This is a genomic window from Glaciecola nitratireducens FR1064 (assembly GCF_000226565.1).
GTDB lineage: Bacteria > Pseudomonadota > Gammaproteobacteria > Enterobacterales > Alteromonadaceae > Glaciecola > Glaciecola nitratireducens.
On sequence record NC_016041.1, the window covers coordinates 2,259,666 to 2,273,001 of the forward strand.

The 13,336-nt window shown below is 41.5% G+C and carries 14 protein-coding genes; 4 read left to right on the forward strand and 10 right to left on the reverse strand.

The features are described from left to right. Window positions 1-95: 95 nt before the first annotated feature. Both GNIT_RS09700 and GNIT_RS09705 read right to left on the reverse strand, forming a co-directional pair. The gene (locus tag GNIT_RS09700) at window positions 96-950 is read right to left on the reverse strand and encodes a pirin family protein (RefSeq protein ID WP_014109021.1); all 855 of its coding nucleotides are present in this window, start codon (window positions 948-950) and stop codon (window positions 96-98) included. 22 nt (window positions 951-972) lie between these two features. Then, window positions 973-1,932, reverse strand: coding sequence for a glutathione S-transferase family protein (locus GNIT_RS09705; RefSeq protein ID WP_014109022.1), 960 nt, complete (start codon window positions 1,930-1,932; stop codon window positions 973-975). A 166-nt stretch (window positions 1,933-2,098) separates the two neighbouring features. Between GNIT_RS09705 and tcdA the strand changes: the two genes are divergently transcribed. Next, window positions 2,099-2,881 carry a tRNA cyclic N6-threonylcarbamoyladenosine(37) synthase TcdA gene (gene tcdA / locus GNIT_RS09710; protein ID WP_014109023.1) on the forward strand — a complete coding sequence of 261 codons (783 nt, stop codon included), beginning with the start codon at window positions 2,099-2,101 and terminating at the stop codon, window positions 2,879-2,881. Window positions 2,882-2,888: 7 nt separating this feature from the next. On the opposite strand, the gene GNIT_RS09715 is transcribed toward tcdA, so the two are convergent. After that, window positions 2,889-3,554, reverse strand: a complete 666-nt coding sequence (locus GNIT_RS09715; RefSeq protein ID WP_014109024.1) for a hypothetical protein — start codon at window positions 3,552-3,554, stop codon at window positions 2,889-2,891. 239 nt (window positions 3,555-3,793) lie between these two features. On the opposite strand from GNIT_RS09715, the gene GNIT_RS09720 reads away from it, so the two are divergent. Beyond that, the gene (locus tag GNIT_RS09720; protein WP_014109026.1) at window positions 3,794-4,708 is read left to right on the forward strand and encodes a LysR family transcriptional regulator; all 915 of its coding nucleotides are present in this window, start codon (window positions 3,794-3,796) and stop codon (window positions 4,706-4,708) included. Between the two features lie 21 nt (window positions 4,709-4,729). After that, window positions 4,730-5,137, forward strand: coding sequence for a hypothetical protein (locus GNIT_RS09725; RefSeq protein ID WP_014109027.1), 408 nt, complete (start codon window positions 4,730-4,732; stop codon window positions 5,135-5,137). Between the two features lie 33 nt (window positions 5,138-5,170). Here GNIT_RS09725 and GNIT_RS09730 read toward each other — a convergent pair whose 3' ends face one another. The 4 genes from GNIT_RS09730 to GNIT_RS09740 all read right to left on the reverse strand — a co-directional run bounded on the left by GNIT_RS09730 (window position 5,171) and on the right by GNIT_RS09740 (window position 9,340). Next, window positions 5,171-5,641 carry a DUF2919 domain-containing protein gene (locus GNIT_RS09730; protein WP_014109028.1) on the reverse strand — a complete coding sequence of 157 codons (471 nt, stop codon included), beginning with the start codon at window positions 5,639-5,641 and terminating at the stop codon, window positions 5,171-5,173. Between the two features lie 161 nt (window positions 5,642-5,802). Beyond that, window positions 5,803-7,029, reverse strand: coding sequence for a hypothetical protein (locus GNIT_RS09735; protein WP_049786928.1), 1,227 nt, complete (start codon window positions 7,027-7,029; stop codon window positions 5,803-5,805). Continuing rightward, the gene (locus GNIT_RS17690; RefSeq protein ID WP_049786929.1) at window positions 7,007-7,315 is read right to left on the reverse strand and encodes a hypothetical protein; all 309 of its coding nucleotides are present in this window, start codon (window positions 7,313-7,315) and stop codon (window positions 7,007-7,009) included. The genes GNIT_RS09735 and GNIT_RS17690 overlap by 23 nt, the downstream gene beginning before the upstream one ends. A gap of 243 nt (window positions 7,316-7,558) precedes the next feature. Next, entirely contained in the window at window positions 7,559-9,340 is a 1,782-nt protein-coding gene (locus tag GNIT_RS09740) for a GGDEF domain-containing protein (RefSeq protein WP_238526882.1), read from the reverse strand. A gap of 394 nt (window positions 9,341-9,734) precedes the next feature. Here GNIT_RS09740 and rimO point away from each other — a divergent pair, with 394 nt between their 5' ends. Beyond that, on the forward strand, window positions 9,735-11,180 hold the full coding sequence (rimO, locus tag GNIT_RS09745; RefSeq protein ID WP_014109031.1) for a 30S ribosomal protein S12 methylthiotransferase RimO: 1,446 nt from the start codon (window positions 9,735-9,737) through the stop codon (window positions 11,178-11,180). A 102-nt stretch (window positions 11,181-11,282) separates the two neighbouring features. On the opposite strand, the gene kdsB is transcribed toward rimO, so the two are convergent. From kdsB to lpxK, 3 genes are all read right to left on the reverse strand, one after another. Further along, a complete protein-coding gene (kdsB, locus tag GNIT_RS09750; RefSeq protein ID WP_014109032.1) occupies window positions 11,283-12,038 on the reverse strand; it encodes a 3-deoxy-manno-octulosonate cytidylyltransferase in 756 nt (251 codons plus the stop codon). An 11-nt stretch (window positions 12,039-12,049) separates the two neighbouring features. Next, window positions 12,050-12,256: a Trm112 family protein gene (locus tag GNIT_RS09755; protein ID WP_014109033.1), complete on the reverse strand. Its 207-nt coding sequence runs from the start codon at window positions 12,254-12,256 to the stop codon at window positions 12,050-12,052. Window positions 12,257-12,354: 98 nt separating this feature from the next. Beyond that, window positions 12,355-13,335 (reverse strand): tetraacyldisaccharide 4'-kinase, encoded by a 981-nt coding sequence (gene lpxK, locus GNIT_RS09760; protein WP_014109034.1) that lies wholly within the window; start codon window positions 13,333-13,335, stop codon window positions 12,355-12,357. Window position 13,336: the final 1 nt, after the last annotated feature.

The window sequence follows — 13,336 nt, forward strand, 5'->3', positions numbered from 1 at the left end:
ATGGTATTGAAGAAAAGCCTTTAGTTCAATGCAAAACGTCCATATTTCGTTGATTAAGTGGTTACAGGGCACGAAATATGGACTTACGAACAATCCTACGCCAATACTCCTTGTTGAAAATCGCGCAATGCCTGATTAATTTCCTCTTGAGAGTTCATCACAAAAGGTCCGTATTGAACGATTGGCTCGTTAATTGGCTCGCCGCTAACTAAAATGACACGAGTCTCCACCTTAGTATCGAGCACTAACTCATTGGTGAAATCCAACACACCCAACTCGCCTTTTTTCAATTTTTTGCCTGCAACTTCAAGCTCACCTTCATAAACGTATAAAAATCCATTGTGCGTGTTTTGCGTGGCAACAGTCAGCGACTCATTAGCCACTAAATGGAAATCAAAAAACTGAGGTTTGACAGCTTGTGTTGTCACTGCGCCCTCTTGGCCTTCGTAATTACCAGCCAACACGCGTATCAAAGAACCTTTTTCGCTACTCAACTCCGGAATATTCGCAGTGGGAATATCTTGATAGCCTGGCGCAGACATTTTTTCAGCCGCAGGCAAGTTCACCCAAAGTTGGAAGCCGCGCATCTTACCTTCGATTTGCATTGGTATTTCTTCATGAATAATACCTTTACCCGCATTCATCCACTGCAGGCCACCATCTTCAATTACACCCTCATTACCCGTTGAGTCCTTGTGCCCCATCTTGCCGTTAAGCATGTAAGTGACTGTTTGAAAGCCACGATGTGGGTGTTTTGGAAAACCGGCGATGTAGTCTTGCGCGTCTTCCGAACCGAACTCATCTAGCATTAGGAACGGGTCTAATCTTTTAAGGCTGGGTTGTCCAAGCACCCTTTTCAGCTTGACGCCCGCACCGTCGGAGGCAGCCATACCCTGCACAATTTGCTTTATTCTTGTTGTCGTATTTGTCGCTATGTTGGAAGTACTCATTACCTTATTCCTTCTTGCAAACCTAAAGATTGTCGCGACCATGCGGTGAATCGAGATCCATTACAGGACCAGCAGGCACCACTTGCGTTGGATTAATCATAGTATGGCTAAAATAGTAGTGTCTTTTTATATGGTCAAAATTGGTCGTTGCTTTAACGCCTGTCACTTGAAAAAGCTCTTTTAAATATCCGGAGATTGCTGGATAGTCGGCAATGCGGCGTAAATTGCATTTAAAATGCCCAACATAAACCGGGTCAAAACGAACTAAAGTTGTAAACAAACGCCAATCAGCTTCGGTAATCTGATTGCCAAGTAAAAAACGTTTTGCACTTAAGGTTTCTTCTAAAAAATCCAAACCTTCGAACAATGCGAAAAGTGCTTCCTCATAAGCCACTTGCGTCGTAGCAAAACCCGCTTTGTAGACACCGTTATTGATGCGGTGATAAACATAATCATTTATTTCATCAATACCACTCTTAAGAGCATTGGGATAATAATCGTCGTGATTACCCGTCAAATCATTAAACGCTGTATTAAAAATGCGAATTATCTCAGCGGATTCATTATTTACAATTTGATTAGTCTTTTTATCCCACAACACTGGCACGGTAACTCGCGTAGTGATGTCTGACTGAGCTTTGGTGTATATTTCATGCATGTACTTAGAGCCAAATAAATGGTCTTCCGTTGCCCCATCGTATCCACCGAACACCCACCCATTTTCCAACATATCTGGACTCACAACAGATACCGATATGTGTGCCTCCAAATCTTTTAGTGCTCTAAAAATTAACGTCCTGTGCGCCCACGGACAGGCTAAACTGACAAATAAATGATAACGACCTGATTCGGGCGTAAATTTTGCGCCAGCGTCACTGCTTATGGTATTTCTAAATGCAGAATCTTGACGAACAAATTTGCCATTACTCTTTTTTGTGTCGTACCATTGGTCTTGCCATACACCATCGACTAGTAAACCCATGTTGAATTCCTCATATTTACTGATGTTAGTTGATGAGGCAATTAAAACACTTATTTAATTGAACGTAACTCGCTTAAAATAGCAAGTTACATTCTATTTTTTAGAACCTTTTGACATTAGAAAAAAATACATCAATGCTTCAGGATAGGATGATAAACAAAACCTTATGACAACAGCAAATACCGCCACTCGATTTTCAGGACTGTCTCGATTATATGGCAGCAGCGGCCTAATAAAATTACAAAATGCAAATATTGCCGTTGTTGGCATTGGTGGCGTTGGGTCTTGGAGCGCTGAAGCTTTAGCGCGCACCGCAGTAGGTAATATCACCTTGATTGATCTGGATGATATTGCGCTCAGCAATGTAAATAGACAACTGCACGCACTATCATCGACGATAGAGGCCTCAAAAGTAGAGATAATGAAGCAGCGTATTCTCGACATTAATCCTCAATGCAATGTGACAGTCATCGAAGATTTTGTGACGACAGAGACGCTTCAAGATTATATTACGACATCGTTCGACGTTGTCATCGATGCCGTTGACAGTATCAAAGCAAAAGCCGCCATGATCGCCTTTTGCAAGCGCAACAAAATAAAAATAATCACAGTTGGTGGTGCCGGAGGTCAATTAGACCCGTTGAAAATCACCTGCAACGATTTGGCTAAAACTGTTCAAGATCCGCTAGCTGCAAAACTACGCTCCGAACTACGCCGATTTTATCATTTCAGTAAAAACCCCAAGCGAAACTTCGGGGTTGAATGTGTTTATTCAACTGAGCAATTACGATATCCGCAAAGCGATGGCAGCATAAGCTTTGAAAAAGGCCAGCAGCAAGGTGCAGGTAAAATGGATTGCGCTACCGGCTTTGGTGCTTTTGTTGGTGTCACAGCGACATTCGGCTTTGTCGCAGCAACGAGAGCGATACAGTTTGTGCTTGGCCGTTAACGTTACGTCATGTATTTGCGGCGGCCTTGGCCCCTCGATGCTGTTTCACGTCAAAAACTAACGCAATTACTAACCAAATACAGACAATACCGATCAACAGCGCGGTATTCTCTGCCATCGCCATGACTTGCTCACTTAGCACTGCAGTACCCGCTATTAGCAATAAATAATAAGGCAAGTTAAGAAAGCCGGCCAAACCAATTACTTTAGGTGACTTTAACTGATTTCCCTGTGAAAACATGAAAAAGGCTAGAGAATTAATATGTATCATGGCCAGCAGCAAATGCTTAAGCTTCGTCTTCTTTTCCTCAACTTGCTCGCCTTGCTTTAATGAGTGTTTACGTGAAGCCCTTCCAAGCATAAAGTTGATCAGAGAGCCTAATGTTGCTGCCACGACCATGCATAGAGTTAGATAAACAACATCCATTGCGCTAGGTTTTGCGCCAACCACTAAAATCACCGCAAAAAACTGCCCTGGAAAATAAAAGCCAACGTAAATAATCGACTCTAGCAAAATAATAAGAAAAATTATGAAGAAAAATCCGTTTTGCATGTTGCCCTGCAGCGACTCTAAAATGCTCATTCCTGGCGGGATGACGCCAAAATGCACCAGCACGCTGATGAGTAAGAGTGCAATTAGCGCTGAAAGAGGAAGGAACGCTGCATATTTCATAGTTTGCCAGTAAAAAGTGATTTATGCATAGATTACGCTATGCTTCGTAGTAGGATCATACAGACAAAGCTCTAAATTTCAGAAACTCTGTCCATTGAAAATATAGATAACGTCAGTGAATCAAGTACAGCGATACGATTCAAACCATCCTTTATTATCATAAAGTGCTGGTTCCATCGTACCTGATTAACATAGACTAACATGTCGGTAAACAAAACAGAGAGAAGGAAACAAACAAGTTGTATAGGCCTAAAACAACCATCGAACAATGGCGTATTTTACAAGCTGTTGTTGACTATGGCGGATACGCTCAAGCAGCACAAAAGCTCAATAAGTCACAATCGTCTCTTAATCATGCCGTCGCAAAGTTACAGAGTATGTTAGCCGTTCAATTACTTGAGGTTATTGGCCGCAAGGCTGTATTGACTGAAGCCGGTGAAGTTATGTTGAGGCGCTCAAGATACTTGACACAAAATGTTGAAGATCTTGAATCACTTGCCATAAATATTAATCAAGATTGGGAGCCAGAAATTAAACTTGTTGTAGACTTGGCTTTTCCTAGAGAACTCTTGTACCCCGCATTAAGAGAATTCTTACCGCAGTCAAGAGGCAGTCGCTTACAGGTTATTGACCACGTGCTAACCGGAACAGAAGAAGCGATTAACCAACATAAAGCTGATCTTGTGATTAACATGCACGTCCCTAAAGGCTTTTTAGGAGAACCTATTGCTACAGTTGAATTCCTTTTAGTATGCCACCCTGAGCACGTTCTCGCGTCAATGCCGCAACCCATTGACTCAAACGCACTTGCACAGCACCTCCAGATCGTCATAAAAGACTCATCTTTGTCCCCTGACGAGAAATCAGGATGGCTGAAATCAGAAAATCGATGGACCGTCAGTCAGTTTGATACCGCTATCGATTTACTACTTCAAAAACTTGGGTTTTGCTGGATACCTCAACACAAAGTAAAAGCATTAATCGACGAAGGGAAATTAGTGTGCTTGCCAGTACAAGGCAGTCAATTTAAGCAAATGACGGCCTTTTTAATTTGCCCCACACCGGACAATAAAGGACCTGGGACCCAATTATTAGAGACTCTTATTTTACATCATCGTCAAATTGATTTACCGTCTTCTCTATATAACGATTAATTTGAGTATGTTTGAGTCAATATGGAACAACAAGCCTTAAATCAACTTATGCGCGAAAGCGCTGATGATGCAATAAAAACAAGTAGAGAAGAGTTTGCTATCGAGTTGGACTTTTCCCCTGAAAGCATTGCATCGGTTGATACTGTAATTTCAAAGTTTTTAGATACATATAATGACCAAGCGCTGGAGGACAAAGCAGTGTTTACTATCTGTAATATCTACGGTGCGTACATTGGTGAAACATTTCGCAAGCTCGCTGGCGGACAATGGCAGTATAATTTGCAAGACGAGGAAGCCCCCTCAATCATGTTAATGTATCAGGAAAAAACCTTTGCATTCGCTGGTATTTGCTATGAGCGTTTAGTTAATGATAGCAGCGTCAGCGTTCAGCGTTATTTCAACGAAGCACTTGGCAGCGCCACGCAATAAGAGACGAATACAAATACGTTTACGGCAGTGGTATTAAGAGTTCAGTCGCCAGTCGGCAAGCATAATCCTCATATGCTTGCTCCTTATTAAATACCAAGCAAACAATAACGCTGAGAATAAGGTTAATGCCGTCGGCCAAGCAAAAGCAAAGTGCTGCGCCCGCAGGATATAAAGCTGAATTATAAGGTCTGAAGCAATGAGGTAAGCCAGCATCACAGGTACACCTATGTAAAAAGCCCCTTTGCCGGCTTTCCATATACGCTCCCTAAAACCTACGAAAAGCAGTGTCATTATGGCAGGTATTGCCGTTAATAAAGAAAGATAGAACTGATATTTTAGTGGATAAAATATGCTCAGCAATAAGCCTCCGTCTTGCCTGAACGACAGTGACGCAATGAACACAACGATACCTCTAGCTAAAAAGCACAGGCACAAGAAAAGCAACCATGGTGGTTTTACGCGTCCGGCTTCATCGTATTTATGTAAGGGCAGTTTTAATTTCATGGTTTGAAAGTATAGGCAAATACTGAAACATCAAGGTTTGCATCAAAGTATATATTAATCTCACGTGATAATGCCTGACTGCTCAATCAAAAAAACCAGCGACTAATAAATTATTGGTCACTGGTTTAATTTTTTATGCCATTATTGCTTCACAACTAAGGCTAATTGGGTGATTGAAGCTCCCATTGCATTGTGACTTCATTTTCAACTTGAGCGTCCTCGGTTAAAATCAAGAATAAAGGTTCACTCTCTTCATCCAAAACCAATTCATCTTGGGTCAGTATAATATCGGTTCCGTCAATTTCGGCAACAGCAAAAACTTGATAGGTATTGTTTCGTAAAAACAAGGTCTGTTGGTTCCCAAAGACGACCGAAGGATTTGCATCTGCGGTAGAAATGATTTCATCACTTTTAACAAAATATACGCTGATCCTCGTGAAATCCTGACTATCAACCAAATTGATTACTTTTATCTGATGCTCAAAGATGCTGCTTCCCTCTGAGTTGGTGCTTTGGAGTGTGCGAAGTACTGGCTTATATGCATCGACAATACCGTCATCATTTTCGTCAACGTTACCATCTCCGTCCTCATCCACCGCCTCTTCCTGAGTGTAGTAAAAAATTGTCTTATAGGTATTTTCAGGCAAACTGAGCAATTGATTGGCAAACAGCTTTTCTTGTGTATCCGCGTCTATAATCCGAACACTAAAATCACCGTTGTCTTTGTCCAATGCAGCACTAAATTGATTAGATGGCAAACCGCTAATGTCAGGCTCTGTTGACGCAGCATCTGTATATATATCAACAGTACCAGAATAATTTGGAAGCAAAGCACTTTGCTGCATCCCATTGAAAAATCGGACTCTTGCCTCAGAATCATCATCAGGTAGGTTAATGGTCGTGCTGCTTGAGAGTAAATCCAAAACGATAGGTGAGCTCCCTACTCCGGTGTTATCCCGCAATGCCAGAATGTATTGAGTAGTAAAACTAAATGTCACTTCACTTGATTGATAAACCACATCGGTTTCCCCAGCAAGTGTCGCGTAAAAAACGTATTGCGATTGTTCAAACTTATGATTTTCTGACAGCTCTTCTGGAACGTATGACCCGATTAATTCAGCTTCATTAAATGTTTCATCTGACTCAGACAAATAAATATCAAAGGTGGCTCCTTCATTTGTGATATTCAGTACTCGAATATTAAATAAATCAAAATCATCATCCTCCTCATCGTCAATAATAGGAATATCAAAATTAAGAATTTGGGGCGCTTGAACATCTCCTGAAAAAACAATGAAGTGTATATTTTCACTGTTAATTTTTAGTTCTTCTTGGCTCAACAGCGTCAAGTCAGCGCGCGCAGCGCTATCCTCTTCTTGCCAACCCAATTCTACAGTATATTGTATTAGCGGGTAGTTGCTTGTTGGTCGTTGTCTCGCCAAAACGAACTGATGAATAGGTTATTTCAACTTCATCATCGGGATCTGCATCAACATCCTCATCGACGGTCAAAAAAATAGCAGGCGCGTTTGGCGATGCATTGTAAAATTTGATGTAGCCATCTTCGCCCTCGGAGCTATCTGAACCGCAGGCAGTAATACCGGTAATAGTGAGTGCAACACATAATATTTGTGCAAAGCGAGTCAATTCGCTTCTTTGGTAATTGAATTTCATTTTGATTCCTATGATTAAGTCGTTTGCTTGTTGCAAAACGCCTTACCGGTATAGGCGTTTTACTTCATAACAATTGTGCAAAGTCAGACAGGGATAGGTATAAAGCGTGACGATGTCACATCATAGGTCTATGAATAGGTGAGTAAGTTCTATTTCTTTACACTTCTTTACATTACTTGACACCGCTTGACACTCTTTGGCAGAAAGAGAGGAGGCAGAAAGTGACTTTCGTATTCGTTGTATTTAGGCTGTTTCAGATTTCAGGCTTAGAGAAAGCATCATGTCATCTAACACTTCATCTAAATCGATGAGTGGCCCATTTGCGAGGTAGATACTCATACTGGAGCTTACATTTATCTTAATATCATTCTGTTTACCTAAATTAGTATTTTCAAGCGCAAAACGAATGCGTTCGAAAAATGCTTTAGCACTTTCTTCTTCAATATCGGGTAAGCACACAATAAACTGCTCTGGTGCAAATCTGCCCAGAATATCACTCTCTCTTGTACTATTTTTAAAGGTTGACGCTATTTGTTTTATAGCCTCATCAGCGTTACTTGAGCCTAGTAAACGATTAACTTCTTTAAAATTGGCTAAGTCAAATATTGCCAGTGCGTTAATCTTATTTGCCGATGGCGCAGGCACTTTCCTTATTTCTCTCAACGCAGCAATGCTATTCAATAAAGCGCTCACTGAATCAATAGAACTTGCCTTCGCCTCCTTCTTACGCCAAGCAATGACCACTATTAATATTGCGACAACAAAAACACAAATAAATACGATCGCAATTCTTTCTCGATTCAATTGCTCTCTCATCAATGTGGACTCAAGTTCACCAATTTTGTTGTATAAGTTAGCGACACCTAACACTTTCCCAGAGGACTGATTACTCGCCAGTTTCGCTCTTAATTCAGCTGAAAAATCGATAAAATATGCTCTGGCCTTTTCAATATCACCCAGCTCTAAGTATGCTTTTGCCATTAATGTAAGGTAGTCAACGTTTCCGCCTAAAAAGCTTAAGGCCTTAGGCCCGCCGGTTTCTTCTTCATTCACGAACTGCTTTATGCATTCAATTTGCTTTTCGTTAATACAAACTTCTATTTCAAACCACCGATGCATACCCGTAAAAATAGAGTTTTTCATATCCACCAAGTGAGGTTTCCAATCGATTACGGTTTGTTGTAGTTCAACAGCTCGTTCTAAGCGTTGATAAAAGCGTCCTTTTGCATAGTAATACCAAGCATGTACAAGCGGCACATCAACTTCTTTGCGTGCGCCATCCAATTTACTTATAACGCGTTCAGCGTCGTAAAATTGACCACTGGCTAGCAAGGAGGTAAACACACTAATTAGCGACGCATATTTGTTAGCCCCTTGATAATGAGGTAAGCCAATTTCATAGGTCTTTTGAAATTGCTCTGCGGCTAAAACATGTTGACCTATGCGCCCATATATCAAGCCAATATTGTTATGAATATGGGCAATCGTCGGCGCGTCTCCGCGTAATGAGTATAGTTCCAAGATATCAAACAAGCGTTTTAGTTTTTGACCTTCATCAATGCGGGCTTCACAATACGTCATCAAGCCTAGTTCCGAGCTCAAACTAATATCATCAAATTTTCCCAGTGAAAGCTCTTTTGCTTGTTGATAAAAATCGCAGCGGCGCTTATCTTCCTTAACATCAAAAAGGAAACCTTTTTGATACACAGCGAGCGCGTAATATTCTTCGCTTTGTTTGGCATTTGGATCCGCGATAACACTATCAACGGTGGCTTCAGCTTGACTATAGTTTCCATTGCAGATTTGCCAGTGAGTTTTTTCTAGCTGAAGGTGAAAACGTTGAGAATTGCTGATGCTGGTATTCGTTAAATATTCGTCTAATTTGGGAATCATGTCGTCACTTGGGCAATCAAACGTCTTCACTTTTACGTCTTGAATAAATCTATCAAGTTCATCTAACTCTTGAGCATTAACCAAGATTCCAGGATAAAAAAGCAGAGGAAATAAAAAACATTTAATATTCAAAATAATAGGCCAACTTTTAATAAAACGACTTCAATTTTAACGGCAACGAGTATGTACTTTCAAAAACAGTGATACACAATACCTTCAAATAGTAAGGTGACATTGGCTCACTCACAAAATATTAACACCGACAGTCTAATTAGTTATTTCTGCATAAACAACCATATAGATGCATTACTTATACCAAGCACAAATTGATTAAAGGAGATGTAAGTTACGATTAAGCTCACTCGCCTGTTTGGCACTATTTGTTCTTGCATTAATCCGCTATAATGCGCGCATAATTGGCTTGAATCTGAATGCACCAATATTCGTTGATGAAGCCCTAACAAAATTTCATGAAATAAAAGACAGTGCGGCTTCAAAAGCGGTGCTTTGAGCAGGGGCAAATTAAATGACAGTCAAACAATTCAATCCAAAACAAACAACGACGATGGATGGTCCAAAACAAATCATTCAAGAGCAGTCGATACAAGTGAAACAGCTTGATAGCGCGCCAGAAACAACCAAAATCGGATTTGTATCACTGGGTTGTCCAAAGAATCTCGTCGATTCAGAACGCATTTTGACGCAGTTACGAATTGAAGGTTATGACGTTGTATCAACCTATAAAGATGCGGCCTTAGTTATCGTTAATACCTGCGGCTTCATCGATTCTGCGGTGCAAGAATCACTGGATACTATCGGTGAGGCGCTGGCAGAGAATGGTAAAGTAATTGTTACCGGCTGCTTAGGTATTAAAGAAGATGAAATTCGTGAGGTGCATCCAAACGTATTGTCTATTACTGGGCCTCACGCCTATGAAGAAGTCGTTAACCAAGTTCACGAACATTTACCCAAACCTGAATTTAACCCATTTCTGAATTTAGTGCCTGACCATGGCGTAAAACTAACGCCAAAACATTTCGCTTATCTGAAAATTTCAGAAGGGTGTAACCATCGTTGCACTTTTTGCATTATCCCCTCGATGCGCGGCGATTTAGTCAGTCGTCCTGTAGGTCAAGTGCTCAGTGAAGCGAAACGATTGAAAGCCGCTGGTGTTAACGAGCTTCTCGTTATTTCTCAAGACACAAGTGCGTATGGGGTTGACGTAAAATATAAAACTGATTTTTGGGATGGCATGCCGGTTAAAACGCACATGCAGCAATTGTGCGAAAAACTTGGCGAAATGGATATGTGGATTAGGCTACATTATGTCTACCCTTACCCACATGTTGATGATCTGATCCCGCTCATGGCCGAAGGTAAGATATTACCTTATTTAGATATTCCATTTCAGCACGCAAACAAACGAATTCTGCGTTTAATGAAGCGCCCAGGAAGTGCAGATAGAACCATTGAACGCATTAGGAAATGGCGAGAAGTTTGCCCCGAGTTGATTATTCGCTCAACCTTCATTGTTGGTTTTCCTGGCGAAACCGAGGAAGAGTTTGAAGAATTACTGACCTTCTTAGAAGAAGCGCAGCTAGACCGCGTTGGCTGTTTTAAATATTCTCCGGTCGATGGAGCGAAAGCAAATGACTTGCCTGACCCCATTGATGAAGATATCAAAGATATTCGCTTACAGCGTTTTATGGAAGTGCAATCGCAAATAAGTAAACAGCGACTGCAGGACAGAATAGGAAAAGAGTACAACATCGTTATCGATTCTGTTGATGCAGAAGGTGCTGTCGGACGTACGTTTGGTGATGCTCCTGAAATAGACGGTGTCGTGCATCTAAACGGCGTATTTGATGTTCAGCCAGGCCAACGTTTATGGGCTGAAATTATTCATGCCGACGAACATGATCTATGGGCTGTGCCCGTCGAAGATGAAGAAGCTGATATACAAGACGCTTAAGATATACAAGGGAGCTGCTGCTCCCGCCGTGGCGCATTTGCATACAAACTTACTCACTTCAACGATATCCAAGTGCAATAAATTAGCAACGCTTAGATGCCGCTATTGAAAGCGCTGCAAGTCTTCAGGCGTATCCACGCCGTGCGGTGGAGCGTGTTTTGCCACATCAACGTGAATGACGTGTCCATGCCAAAGTACTCTTAATTGTTCTAAAGACTCGGTTCGCTCTAACTGCGTTGCAGACATGTTTTCGTACTGCTTAACAAACCCCGCTCTATATCCATAAATACCGATATGACGCAAATACACTGAGCTTAAATCATCCATACAAATGTTATCGACTGATTTATTGCTAAACTCGTCACGATCGAATGGCATGGCTGCTCGAGAAAAATACATCGCATGTTTGTGGCTATTTGTGACAACCTTAACAACATTTGGGTTGAAAATATCCTCAATATCGCTAATTGGATAGCCTAAGGTTGCCATCGGTATCTGTGAGTTATCGTGCAGGTTCTGCGCAACTTGTTGAATATTGATTGCAGGAATGAAAGGCTCATCGCCTTGAACGTTCACTACGATAGTGTCATCAGGGTATGCCAGCGTTGCTAACACTTCAGCTATCCTAGTTGTGCCCGATTCATGGTCGTTACGAGTCATACAAACGTCTGCACCGAACTCACTAACAACGTTAGCAATGCGTTCGTCATCGGTAGCAACGATCACTTTTTGCGCGCCAGCTTCGATTGCGCGTTCAACAACATGCTGGATCATCGGTTTACCTTTGATCAAAGCCAATGGCTTCCCCGGAAAACGGGTTGAACCGTATCTCGCAGGAATGACGACGATAAATTTCAAACTAGCCACCTTCAGCTGCCCTTAGCTTTTAATGCTTCCAGCTCTTCTAACGATAACACTCTCGCTTCTGTATCAAGCAATACAGGTATATTGTCCTTTATTGGATAAGCCAAGCGATCAAAGCGGCAGATGAGTTCCTTTTGTTCAATGGGAAGCAACAACTTGCCTTTGCAAACTGGGCAAGCCAATATGTCGAGTAACTGCTTATCAAAAGCCATGAATATCCTTAATTTTTATGATTAGAATCTTACGCGTTATTTTCCGCTCACAAGGAACGTGATTGATAGTTCGTCATCAGTCATTACATGATGTTTGCTTAGCGCTGGTAAATTGCCAACTTGTTATCTAGCATCGAATACAAATTTTCCGATATATTACCACTCACTTGTAAATACCAGCAATTATCATGCGCTAATGATTTGCATTTTACAGCGTCTTTTTCTGTCATTAGCACCATCCCTTTTGGGATATCTGCTAATTTATATGCATAATGGTCAGGAAATCCAATGGTTTTATCGCACGTAATACCCATGTTGCTCAAGGTCGCGAAAAAGCGTTTGGGGTCGCCGATACCAGCTATAGCCGTCGCTTCTTGAATCATTAACGAAGATTGACATTCACCGCTCTTAACGTTGATCCATTGACTTGGTTCCAGCGTCATCAAGGCTGTCTTATCTGGTGAAATTGAAATATCGGTGTGTGCTTGACCGTTAAACACGACGGCATCGACTGTATTGAGTCTAGTCACTGATTCTCTTAGCGGCCCCATTGGCATTAGAAAGCCATTTCCAACGCCCCTTCCATCCATCACAACGATTTCAAAATTTCTTTGCAAAGCATAGTGTTGTAGACCGTCATCACAAATAATCACATCACAGCCATGCTCTTCATACAAAAATTTTGCACCGCGCACGCGTTTAGGATCAATCACAATAGGACAAGGCAGTCGATGCTGCATCAGCTTCGGCTCATCCCCTACAAGACTTGGACTATCTAGCTCTTGCACCAAATGCGGAAAATGCGTTTGCGACCCGCCGTAACCTCGTGACAGCACGCCACAGCGCAAGCCCTGATTGGCAAGATGTTCGCATATTGCAATGACAGTCGGTGTTTTACCATTGCCACCAACAGAAATATTGCCGACAACAATCACGAACGCCTTGGGTTTAGATGATGCAAACACACCAACTTTGTAGAAGATTTTGCGTAAATTACTTAAACAAAAAAATACGAGCGTGAGTGGCAATAATAACCACACCCATTTTTTATCTCCGTACCACGCTTTTTGCAGAACCATT

Bases quoted from the DNA above. Each gene is read 5' to 3' on its own strand.
- rimO (WP_014109031.1), top strand. From the start codon at position 9,735: ATGACAGTCAAACAATTCAATCCAAAACAAACAACGACGATGGATGGT.
- tcdA (WP_014109023.1), top strand. From the start codon at position 2,099: ATGACAACAGCAAATACCGCCACTCGATTTTCAGGACTGTCTCGATTA.
- GNIT_RS09700 (WP_014109021.1), bottom strand. From the start codon at position 950: ATGAGTACTTCCAACATAGCGACAAATACGACAACAAGAATAAAGCAA.
- GNIT_RS09715 (WP_014109024.1), bottom strand. From the start codon at position 3,554: ATGAAATATGCAGCGTTCCTTCCTCTTTCAGCGCTAATTGCACTCTTA.
- GNIT_RS09755 (WP_014109033.1), bottom strand. From the start codon at position 12,256: ATGGCTTTTGATAAGCAGTTACTCGACATATTGGCTTGCCCAGTTTGC.
- lpxK (WP_014109034.1), bottom strand. From the start codon at position 13,335: ATGGTTCTGCAAAAAGCGTGGTACGGAGATAAAAAATGGGTGTGGTTA.
- GNIT_RS09730 (WP_014109028.1), bottom strand. From the start codon at position 5,641: ATGAAATTAAAACTGCCCTTACATAAATACGATGAAGCCGGACGCGTA.
- GNIT_RS09725 (WP_014109027.1), top strand. From the start codon at position 4,730: ATGGAACAACAAGCCTTAAATCAACTTATGCGCGAAAGCGCTGATGAT.
- GNIT_RS17690 (WP_049786929.1), bottom strand. From the start codon at position 7,315: ATGAAATTCAATTACCAAAGAAGCGAATTGACTCGCTTTGCACAAATA.
- GNIT_RS09705 (WP_014109022.1), bottom strand. From the start codon at position 1,932: ATGGGTTTACTAGTCGATGGTGTATGGCAAGACCAATGGTACGACACA.